Source organism: Streptomyces sp. NBC_01439, from assembly GCF_036227605.1.
Taxonomy (GTDB): domain Bacteria; phylum Actinomycetota; class Actinomycetes; order Streptomycetales; family Streptomycetaceae; genus Streptomyces.
This window is the reverse complement of sequence record NZ_CP109487.1, coordinates 4,138,305-4,147,988: the sequence shown is the minus strand read 5'-3', so window position 1 is coordinate 4,147,988 and position 9,684 is coordinate 4,138,305. Positions and strand designations below refer to the sequence as shown.

16 protein-coding genes are annotated in these 9,684 nt (G+C 67.2%); all 16 read left to right on the top strand.

The features are described from left to right. The first annotated feature begins 13 nt into the window (after positions 1 to 13). Positions 14 to 1,312 carry a lipopolysaccharide biosynthesis protein gene (locus tag OG207_RS18255; protein WP_329099571.1) on the top strand — a complete coding sequence of 433 codons (1,299 nt, stop codon included), beginning with the start codon at positions 14 to 16 and terminating at the stop codon, positions 1,310 to 1,312. Between the two features lie 128 nt (positions 1,313 to 1,440). After that, positions 1,441 to 2,589: a hypothetical protein gene (locus OG207_RS18250; RefSeq protein WP_329099570.1), complete on the top strand. Its 1,149-nt coding sequence runs from the start codon at positions 1,441 to 1,443 to the stop codon at positions 2,587 to 2,589. Positions 2,590 to 3,064: 475 nt separating this feature from the next. Further along, a complete protein-coding gene (rpsJ, locus tag OG207_RS18245) occupies positions 3,065 to 3,373 on the top strand; it encodes a 30S ribosomal protein S10 (RefSeq protein ID WP_003948644.1) in 309 nt (102 codons plus the stop codon). Between the two features lie 14 nt (positions 3,374 to 3,387). Next, positions 3,388 to 4,032 (top strand): 50S ribosomal protein L3, encoded by a 645-nt coding sequence (rplC, locus tag OG207_RS18240; protein ID WP_007265899.1) that lies wholly within the window; start codon positions 3,388 to 3,390, stop codon positions 4,030 to 4,032. Positions 4,033 to 4,036: 4 nt separating this feature from the next. Further along, positions 4,037 to 4,687 (top strand): 50S ribosomal protein L4, encoded by a 651-nt coding sequence (gene rplD, locus OG207_RS18235; protein WP_030388861.1) that lies wholly within the window; start codon positions 4,037 to 4,039, stop codon positions 4,685 to 4,687. Further along, on the top strand, positions 4,687 to 5,010 hold the full coding sequence (rplW, locus tag OG207_RS18230; protein WP_215023440.1) for a 50S ribosomal protein L23: 324 nt from the start codon (positions 4,687 to 4,689) through the stop codon (positions 5,008 to 5,010). Before rplD ends, rplW begins: the two co-directional genes overlap by 1 nt. A gap of 39 nt (positions 5,011 to 5,049) precedes the next feature. After that, positions 5,050 to 5,886, top strand: a complete 837-nt coding sequence (rplB, locus tag OG207_RS18225; RefSeq protein WP_008739715.1) for a 50S ribosomal protein L2 — start codon at positions 5,050 to 5,052, stop codon at positions 5,884 to 5,886. A gap of 12 nt (positions 5,887 to 5,898) precedes the next feature. Beyond that, a complete protein-coding gene (gene rpsS, locus OG207_RS18220) occupies positions 5,899 to 6,180 on the top strand; it encodes a 30S ribosomal protein S19 (protein ID WP_008739713.1) in 282 nt (93 codons plus the stop codon). A gap of 43 nt (positions 6,181 to 6,223) precedes the next feature. Beyond that, entirely contained in the window at positions 6,224 to 6,571 is a 348-nt protein-coding gene (rplV, locus tag OG207_RS18215) for a 50S ribosomal protein L22 (protein WP_007265904.1), read from the top strand. After that, positions 6,571 to 7,413 carry a 30S ribosomal protein S3 gene (rpsC, locus tag OG207_RS18210; protein WP_030230639.1) on the top strand — a complete coding sequence of 281 codons (843 nt, stop codon included), beginning with the start codon at positions 6,571 to 6,573 and terminating at the stop codon, positions 7,411 to 7,413. The genes rplV and rpsC overlap by 1 nt, the downstream gene beginning before the upstream one ends. 5 nt (positions 7,414 to 7,418) lie before the next feature. Then, the gene (gene rplP, locus OG207_RS18205) at positions 7,419 to 7,838 is read left to right on the top strand and encodes a 50S ribosomal protein L16 (protein ID WP_008739704.1); all 420 of its coding nucleotides are present in this window, start codon (positions 7,419 to 7,421) and stop codon (positions 7,836 to 7,838) included. Beyond that, positions 7,838 to 8,062, top strand: a complete 225-nt coding sequence (gene rpmC, locus OG207_RS18200; RefSeq protein WP_008739703.1) for a 50S ribosomal protein L29 — start codon at positions 7,838 to 7,840, stop codon at positions 8,060 to 8,062. The genes rplP and rpmC overlap by 1 nt, the downstream gene beginning before the upstream one ends. Next, positions 8,062 to 8,343 (top strand): 30S ribosomal protein S17, encoded by a 282-nt coding sequence (gene rpsQ / locus OG207_RS18195; protein WP_030008467.1) that lies wholly within the window; start codon positions 8,062 to 8,064, stop codon positions 8,341 to 8,343. Before rpmC ends, rpsQ begins: the two co-directional genes overlap by 1 nt. Positions 8,344 to 8,448: 105 nt before the next feature. Further along, a complete protein-coding gene (gene rplN / locus OG207_RS18190) occupies positions 8,449 to 8,817 on the top strand; it encodes a 50S ribosomal protein L14 (protein ID WP_008739701.1) in 369 nt (122 codons plus the stop codon). A 2-nt stretch (positions 8,818 to 8,819) separates the two neighbouring features. Then, positions 8,820 to 9,131, top strand: coding sequence for a 50S ribosomal protein L24 (rplX, locus tag OG207_RS18185; protein ID WP_030008468.1), 312 nt, complete (start codon positions 8,820 to 8,822; stop codon positions 9,129 to 9,131). Further along, positions 9,131 to 9,682, top strand: coding sequence for a 50S ribosomal protein L5 (gene rplE, locus OG207_RS18180; protein WP_030008469.1), 552 nt, complete (start codon positions 9,131 to 9,133; stop codon positions 9,680 to 9,682). The genes rplX and rplE overlap by 1 nt, the downstream gene beginning before the upstream one ends. The last annotated feature ends 2 nt before the right edge of the window (positions 9,683 to 9,684 follow it).

Below are 9,684 nucleotides of genomic sequence, written 5' to 3'. Positions count from 1 at the left end.
TGAAAGCCACGGGATGAACCCGATAGCAAGACTGCTCAAGGCCCTGCCCCCCGGGACCGCCATGGTCGCGGGGGGCACCGCCGTACTCGGCGCCGCCTCCTACATCCACCTCGCGGTGGCCGGACACAGCCTCTCCGAGGCCGACAAGGCCGGCGTCTCGGTGCTGTGGACCCTGGTGATGTCCGTCGGGATCGGTCTGTTCTTCCCGATCGAGCAGGAGCTCACCCGGATCGTCGCCGCCCGCGTGGTGCGCGGTGAGGGTTCCGCGCCGGTGCTCCGGAAGGCGGGACTGCTGACCGGGGGCGTCCTCGGCGCGGTCCTCGGGGTGCTCGCCGTCTTCGCCCGGCCGATCGCCGACCGGCTGTTCCACGGTGACCTCCAGATGGTCGCCGTGCTCGGCGGTGCCTTCGCGGGGATGGCCCTGTGCTACCTCACCCGGGGCATCCTGGCCGGCGTCGGCCGCTTCACCGCGTACGGCTCCCAGCTCGCGGTCGACGGCGGCCTGCGGATCGTGCTGGCCTTCGCCTGCGCCGCCGCCGGGCTGCACTCGGCGCTCGCCTTCAGCCTGATCCTCGTCGTGGCGCCGTTCGTCGCCCTGCTGGTCACGCTGGCCCCGACGCTGCGCGCGGCGCGGCCCGGCGGGGTGTTCCCCACCCGGGAGCTGGCCCGTGGACTCGGGCCGCTGACCGCCTCCACCCTGCTGGCGCAGGTGGTGGTCAACGCGGCGGTGATGAGCACCCAGCTGCTGGAGCCGACCCGCATCGCCTTGATCTCGGCCCTGCTCAGCGCCCTGGTGCTGGCCCGGGTGCCGCTGTTCGTTTTCGGCTCGCTGCAGGCCTCGCTGCTCTCCGGGCTGTCCACCGTGGTGGCCGCCGGGGACCACCAGGGCTTCGCCCGGATGCTGCGCAAGGCCTGTGTGGTGGTGCTGGGCCTCGGCGCCGTCGGCGGTGTGCCCGCCGTGGTGCTCGGTCCCTGGCTGATCGAGGTCCTCTTCCGTGCCACGCCCGGGCAGCTCGGTCACGTCGACTTCGTCTGGTTCTCCATCGGGACGACCTGCTACATGCTGGCGATGGTGCTCGGTCAGGCCCAGATGGTGTTGCACAAGCACCGTGCGCAGCTGGCCTGCTGGGCGTTCGGCACCGCGGTGCTGCTCGGCATCACGCTGGTGCCCGGGGACATCGCGCTGCGCGTGGGGCTCGCGTACGCGGTCGGTTCGCTGGCCACGGCCGGCGCGATGCTGCTGACGCTGCGCGGCGCCGTTCCGCGCCGTGCTGCCGTACCGGCGCCCGAGGGACAGCTCACCGAGGTCTGACCCCGTGACGTGACGGTCGTTTCCGTTCCGGGCCTGCCGCACGGCACGCCTTGATCGTCCCAAAGTACGATTTCTTGATCTGGCGACGGGACCAGTCGCCCGATCGGTGGCCGAGGGGCCGCACACGGATGCACACGGGGTGGGACATGGGCGGGAAACACGAGGACGCGCGGGGCTCGGGCATATCCGACGAGGAGCTGGCGGCGTTCTTGGAGCAGGCTGCCGCGGGCACCGGAGAGGCGCCGCGCGAGCCGTCGGCGCGGGCCCGGATGGTGACCGAGCGGCTGCGCCACCAGCAGGATCCGCCGGGCTGGCGCACCGGCCCGACCGGGCGGGGGACACGGGGCGGGCGGGGCCGGGCCAAGCGGGGGATCAAGGTCACCCTGGCCGTCGTCTTCATCGCCGGGCTCGCGCTGGTCGCGGTACGGCCCGAGCTGGTGATCGACCGGGTCACGGGCAAGACCGCCGCCCGGGAGGCGGCGAGGGTGCCGCTGCCCGCGGAGACGGCCCGGCCGACCGCGGCCCCGGGTGCCGTGCCCCCGGATTCACCGACCCTGGCAGAGCCCTTCCGGGGCTCCCCGGCCCTGCAGTGGGCGGACGGCGCCGCCGGCATCGAGATGCCCGAGGCCACCGCCGTGAACGGGGTCAGCCGCGAGCTGGTCGCCCAGGGGCTGGAGCGCACGAAGCAGTTCCTGGTGCTCGCCAACCTGGACCCGGCAACGCTGCGCGGCGAGCGCCCCACCGCGGCGCTGCAGATGATCGACCCCGGCCAGCGGGAGATGGTGGACCGGTTGGAAGGGGCCCTGGCCCGCCCGGGCAGGGACGCGGACCCGCTCCAGGTGTTCACCCGCGCCGACCCCGCACGGGTGCGCCTCGCCGGCGACGTGGTGAAGGTGCGCGGCCAGACGACGGTCGAGCCCGGCGCGAGCCCGGGCCAGATCGACGTCATGACCGACTACACCTTCGTCTACCCGCTGGTCCAGGCGAAGAGCGGCGCCGAGGAGGTCAGCCGCACCATCGTGCGCAGGCAGATGGAGTTCACCTTCGCCGATCCCCGCAAGTGGCGGGTCGAGGCGGGGATGATGCAGATCGGGCCCTACCAGTACGACATCGCGAATTCGGAGTGCTTCGTCTACGACGGGTACCTGCATCCGATGTTCCGGGACGCGCCGACCGACAGCCCCGAGCCGACGGGGACGCCCAGGGACCCGTACGACCGCAGCCAGGCCCTGGAACAGCCCGAGCAGGAGGGGTGCGGGACGGTCTCGCGGACCTGACGCGGCCGGGGAGGAGCTCCGCTGGGCCAAGGGTGCGGCGCAGTTTGACCACTCAGCGTGGCGGGGTATTGTCTTCGGCCCGATTGGCCAGGTACGTGCCTCGTATGGCAGACTACTCAAGTTGCTCGGCTGAGTGCCGATGCTGCGCGCCTCCCGCCGGGAGGACCGGAAGCGAGTCCCACAGTACTCGTCGTCCTTAATCTGCCTCTCGGGGCAGCAATGGGGACGGACGTACGGGAATCTTCTGGGAAGTGTCAGCACGGTGCCCACCAGGCACTCGGTGGGTGTTTCTCCCCCGAATCGCGGTCATCGGGACCGCACCCCCTTGGATGAGGGAATTTCCGTATGGGAATTTTCTGTAGAGGGAGTGCGACACGCCCGACCGCGTGGGTCGGAGGAGAGGCGGCGGGATTCCATTCCGCAGCCGACCGGGAGCCAGAGCGTTTCCACATACAGACAGGACTACGGAGTAGCCATGGCGGGACAGAAGATCCGCATCCGGCTCAAGGCCTACGACCACGAGGTCATCGATTCCTCGGCGAAGAAGATCGTCGAGACGGTGACGCGCACTGGTGCGTCGGTCGCGGGCCCGGTGCCGCTGCCCACTGAGAAGAACGTGTACTGCGTCATCAAGTCGCCGCACAAGTACAAGGACTCGCGCGAGCACTTCGAGATGCGCACGCACAAGCGCCTGATCGACATCCTCGACCCGACTCCCAAGACCGTTGACTCGCTGATGCGCCTGGACCTTCCGGCCGGCGTTGACATCGAGATCAAGCTCTGAGAGGCGTCGAGAAGATGGCAAAGCAGATCAAGGGCGTCCTGGGCGAGAAGCTCGGCATGACCCAGGTCTGGGACGAGAACAACCGTGTCGTCCCGGTGACCGTGGTCAAGGCCGGACCCTGCGTCGTTACCCAGGTCCGTACGAACGACATCGACGGCTACGAGTCGGTCCAGATCGCCTTCGGCGAGATCGACCCGCGCAAGGTGAACAAGCCCCTCAAGGGCCACTTCGCCAAGGCCGACGTGACCCCCCGCCGCCACCTGGTGGAGCTCCGCACCTCCGACGCCAGCGAGTACACGCTCGGCCAGGAGATCACTGCTGAGGTGTTCGAGTCCGGCGTCAAGGTTGACGTCACGGGCAACAGCAAGGGCAAGGGCTTCGCCGGTGTCATGAAGCGGCACAACTTCCGGGGCCTCGGCGCCGGTCACGGTGTGCAGCGCAAGCACCGCTCCCCCGGTTCGATCGGTGGCTGCGCCACCCCTGGGCGTGTCTTCAAGGGCATGCGCATGGCCGGTCGTATGGGTAACGAGCGCGTCACCACCCAGAACCTGACCATCCACGCGGTTGACGCGGAGAAGGGTCTGCTGCTCATCAAGGGCGCGGTCCCCGGTCCGAACGGCGGCCTCGTCCTGGTCCGTACCGCGGCCAAGGGGGCTTGAGGTAATGAGCACCATTGACATCCTTTCGCCGGCAGGCGACAAGGCCGGTACCGTCGAGCTCCCCGCGGAGATCTTCGACGCGAAGACCAGCGTTCCGCTGATCCACCAGGTCGTTGTCGCTCAGCTGGCTGCTGCCCGTCAGGGCACGCACAAGACCAAGCGTCGCGGCGAAGTCCGTGGTGGTGGCCGCAAGCCGTACCGCCAGAAGGGCACCGGCCGTGCGCGCCAGGGTTCGACCCGCGCGCCGCAGTTCGTCGGCGGTGGCGTTGTCCACGGCCCGCAGCCGCGTGACTACTCCCAGCGGACCCCGAAGAAGATGAAGGCTGCCGCCCTCCGCGGTGCCCTCTCGGACCGTGCGCGTCACTCCCGCATTCACGTCGTCACCGGCGTGGTCGAGGGTGCTGCCTCCACGAAGGCCGCCAAGACGCTGTTCGGCAAGATCTCGGAGCGCAAGAACCTGCTCCTGGTCGTCGACCGCGCCGAAGAGGCCGCGTGGCTGTCCGCCCGCAACCTGCCCCAGGTTCACATCCTGGAGCCGGGCCAGCTGAACACGTACGACGTGATCGTCTCTGACGACGTGGTCTTCACTCAGGCCGCTTTCGAGTCCTTCGTGTCTGGCCCCAAGGCCGATGAGACCGAAGGGAGCGACGCGTAATGTCTGACGCGACCGTTACCAGCAAGACCTTCACTGACCCGCGCGACCTGCTGATCAAGCCGGTTGTCTCGGAGAAGAGCTACGCGCTGCTCGACGAGAACAAGTACACGTTCATCGTCGCGCCCGGCTCGAACAAGACCCAGATCAAGCAGGCTGTGGAAGCGGTCTTCTCGGTCAAGGTCACCGGGGTCAACACGATCAACCGTCAGGGTAAGCGCAAGCGCACCAAGACTGGTTTCGGCAAGCGCGCTGACACCAAGCGCGCCATCGTGACCCTCGCTGAGGGCGACCGAATCGACATCTTCGGCGGCCAGGCCTCCTAACGGAGGTCTAGTCGTCCGGAATCGGACGAGGACTGAGAAATGGGTATCCGCAAGTACAAGCCGACGACCCCGGGCCGTCGTGGCTCCAGCGTCGCCGACTTTGTCGAGATCACGCGGTCCACGCCGGAGAAGTCGCTGGTTCGCCCCCTGCACAGCAAGGGCGGCCGTAACAACACCGGTCGGATCACCGTTCGCCACCAGGGTGGTGGACACAAGCGCGCCTACCGCGTGATCGACTTCCGTCGTCACGACAAGGACGGCGTGCCGGCCAAGGTCGCGCACATCGAGTACGACCCCAACCGCACCGCGCGCATCGCGCTCCTGCACTACGCGGACGGCGAGAAGCGCTACATCATCGCGCCGAAGGCTCTGAAGCAGGGCGACCGGATTGAGAACGGCCCCACGGCCGACATCAAGCCCGGTAACAACCTCGCGCTCCGCAACATCCCGGTCGGTACCACGATCCACGCGATCGAGCTCCGTCCCGGTGGCGGCGCGAAGTTCGCGCGTTCGGCTGGTGCCTCCGTGCAGCTGCTGGCGAAGGAGGGCACGATGGCCCACCTTCGTATGCCGTCGGGCGAGATCCGTCTCGTCGACGCGCGCTGCCGCGCCACGGTCGGCGAGGTCGGCAACGCCGAGCAGTCGAACATCAACTGGGGCAAGGCCGGCCGCATGCGCTGGAAGGGCGTTCGCCCGTCCGTCCGCGGTGTCGCGATGAACCCGGTTGACCACCCGCACGGTGGTGGTGAGGGCAAGACCAGTGGTGGTCGCCACCCGGTCTCCCCGTGGGGTCAGAAGGAGGGTCGTACTCGCTCGCCGAAGAAGGCTTCGAGCAAGTACATCGTCCGCCGCCGCAAGACGAACAAGAAGCGCTAGGAGCGGGTTTAGATGCCGCGCAGTCTCAAGAAGGGGCCCTTCGTCGACGACCACCTCGTAAAGAAGGTGGACGTCCAGAACGAAGCCGGCACCAAGAACGTCATCAAGACCTGGTCCCGTCGCTCGATGATCATCCCCAGCATGCTGGGCCACACCATCGCGGTGCACAACGGCAAGACCCACGTCCCGGTGTTCGTCACCGAGTCGATGGTCGGCCACAAGCTCGGCGAGTTCTCGCCGACTCGCACCTTCCGCGGCCACGTCAAGGACGACCGGAAGTCGAAGCGCCGCTAAAGGCGGGGTGGTTATGACTATGACTTACACCGAAGGGACAACCATGGAAGCCAGGGCCCAGGCGCGGTACATCCGCGTCACGCCCATGAAGGCCCGCCGAGTGGTGGACCTTATCCGTGGCATGGATGCCACGGAGGCTCAGGCGGTCCTGCGTTTCGCCCCGCAGGCCGCGAGCGTGCCGGTCGGCAAGGTGCTGGACAGCGCCATTGCCAACGCCGCACACAACTACAACCACCCGGACGCCTCCACGCTGGTCATCAGCGAGGCGTACGTGGACGAGGGCCCGACCCTGAAGCGGTTCCGTCCGCGTGCCCAGGGCCGTGCCTACCGGATCCGCAAGCGGACCAGCCACATCACCGTGGTCGTCAGCAGCAAGGAAGGTTCCCGGTAATGGGCCAGAAGGTAAACCCGCACGGGTTCCGGCTCGGCATCACCACCGACTTCAAGTCGCGTTGGTACGCCGACAAGCTGTACAAGGACTACGTCAAGGAAGACGTCGCCATCCGTCGGATGATGACGTCCGGCATGGAGCGCGCCGGCATCTCGAAGGTTGAGATCGAGCGCACCCGTGACCGCGTGCGTGTGGACATCCACACCGCTCGTCCGGGCATCGTCATCGGCCGCCGTGGCGCCGAGGCCGACCGCATCCGCGGTGACCTCGAGAAGCTCACGGGCAAGCAGGTTCAGCTGAACATCCTCGAGGTCAAGAACCCCGAGCTTGACGCTCAGCTGGTTGCCCAGGCCGTGGCCGAGCAGCTCTCCTCCCGCGTCTCCTTCCGTCGTGCCATGCGCAAGAGCATGCAGGGCACGATGAAGGCCGGCGCCAAGGGCATCAAGATCCAGTGTGGCGGCCGTCTCGGCGGCGCCGAGATGTCCCGCTCCGAGTTCTACCGCGAAGGCCGTGTGCCGCTGCACACCCTCCGCGCGAACGTGGACTACGGCTTCTTCGAGGCCAAGACCACCTTCGGCCGCATCGGTGTGAAGGTCTGGATCTACAAGGGCGACGTCAAGAACATCGCCGAGGTTCGCGCCGAGAACGCTGCGGCCCGTGCGGGTAACCGCCCGGCCCGTGGCGCGCAGGGCGCTGGCGACCGTCCCGCCGGCCGTGGTGGCCGTGGTGGCGAGCGCGGCGGCCGTGGTGGCCGCAAGCCGCAGCAGGCTGCTGGTGTCGAGGCCCCCAAGGCCGACGCTCCCGCCGCCGCTCCGGCCGAGAGCACCGGAACGGAGGCCTGACCGACATGCTGATCCCTCGTAGGGTCAAGCACCGCAAGCAGCACCACCCGAAGCGCAGCGGTATGGCCAAGGGCGGTACTGAGGTCACGTTCGGCGAGTACGGCATCCAGGCGCTGACCCCGGCGTACGTGACGAACCGCCAGATCGAGGCGGCTCGTATTGCGATGACCCGCCACATCAAGCGTGGCGGCAAGGTCTGGATCAACATCTACCCGGACCGCCCGCTGACGAAGAAGCCTGCCGAGACCCGCATGGGTTCCGGTAAGGGTTCTCCTGAGTGGTGGATCGCCAACGTGCACCCGGGCCGGGTCATGTTCGAGCTGTCCTACCCGAACGAGAAGATTGCTCGTGAGGCGCTCACCCGCGCTGCTCACAAGCTTCCGATGAAGTGCCGGATTGTTCGGCGCGAGGCAGGTGAGTCGTGATGGCGACGGGAACCAAGGCGTCCGAGCTGCGTGAGCTCGGCAACGAGGAGCTCGTTGGCAAGCTGCGCGAGGCCAAGGAGGAGCTGTTCAAGCTCCGCTTCCAGGCGGCCACGGGTCAGCTGGAGAACAACGGCCGGCTCAAGTCCGTCCGTAAGGACATCGCTCGCATCTACACCCTGATGCACGAGCGTGAGCTCGGTATCGAGACGGTGGAGAGCGCCTGATGAGCGAGAACAACGTGACTGAGAAGACCGAGCGCGGTTTCCGCAAGACCCGTGAGGGTCTGGTCGTCAGCGACAAGATGGACAAGACCGTCGTCGTCGCCGTCGAGGACCGCGTGAAGCACGCCCTGTACGGCAAGGTCATCCGCCGTACGAACAAGCTCAAGGCGCACGACGAGCAGAACGCTGCTGGCGTCGGCGACCGCGTCCTCATCATGGAGACGCGTCCGCTGTCGGCGAGCAAGCGCTGGCGCATCGTCGAGATCCTCGAGAAGGCCAAGTAATTATCTGAGGGGTTTCCCTCAGGTTCGTTCCGCCAGGCTCGGTGGGGGCGACGCTCTCCGGAGTGAAGCCCCCGCCGGGAACCGGCAGACAAACAGGAGATACACGTGATCCAGCAGGAGTCGCGACTGCGTATCGCCGACAACACTGGTGCCAAGGAAATCCTTTGCATCCGTGTTCTCGGTGGTTCCGGTCGCCGCTACGCGGGCATCGGTGACGTCATCGTCGCCACCGTCAAGGACGCGATCCCCGGTGGCAACGTGAAGAAGGGTGACGTCGTCAAGGCGGTCATCGTTCGCACCGTCAAGGAGCGTCGCCGCCAGGACGGCTCGTACATCCGCTTTGACGAGAACGCCGCCGTCATTCTGAAGAACGACGGCGACCCTCGCGGCACCCGTATCTTCGGCCCGGTGGGCCGTGAGCTGCGCGAGAAGAAGTTCATGAAGATCATCTCGCTCGCGCCGGAGGTGCTGTAAGCATGAAGATCAAGAAGGGCGACCTGGTCCAGGTCATCACCGGTAAGGACAAGGGCAAGCAGGGCAAGGTCATCGTTGCCTTCCCCGCCGACAACCGTGTCCTCGTCGAGGGTGTCAACCGGGTCAAGAAGCACACCAAGGCTGCGCAGAACCAGGCCGGTGGCATTGTGATCACCGAGGCCCCGGTCCACGTCAGCAACGTTCAGCTGGTTGTGGAGAAGGACGGCAAGAAGGTCGTCACCCGCGTCGGCTACCGCTTCGACGACGAGGGCAACAAGATCCGCGTTGCCAAGCGGACGGGTGAGGACATCTGATGGCTACCACTCCGCGTCTCAAGACGAAGTACCGCGAGGACATCGCGGGCAAGCTGCGTGAGGAGTTCTCCTACGAGAACGTCATGCAGATCCCCGGCCTCGTGAAGATCGTGGTCAACATGGGTGTGGGCGACGCCGCCCGCGACTCCAAGCTGATCGACGGCGCCATCAAGGACCTGACGACGATCACCGGTCAGAAGCCGGCCGTCACGAAGGCCCGCAAGTCCATCGCGCAGTTCAAGCTGCGCGAGGGTCAGCCGATCGGCTGCCACGTCACCCTCCGTGGTGACCGCATGTGGGAGTTCCTGGACCGTACGCTGTCGCTCGCGCTGCCGCGTATCCGTGACTTCCGTGGTCTGTCGCCGAAGCAGTTCGACGGCCGTGGTAACTACACCTTCGGTCTCACGGAGCAGGTCATGTTCCACGAGATCGACCAGGACAAGATCGACCGTACCCGGGGTATGGACATCACCGTGGTCACCACGGCGACCAACGACGCTGAGGGCCGCGCGCTCCTTCGTCACCTCGGCTTCCCCTTCAAGGAGGCGTAAGC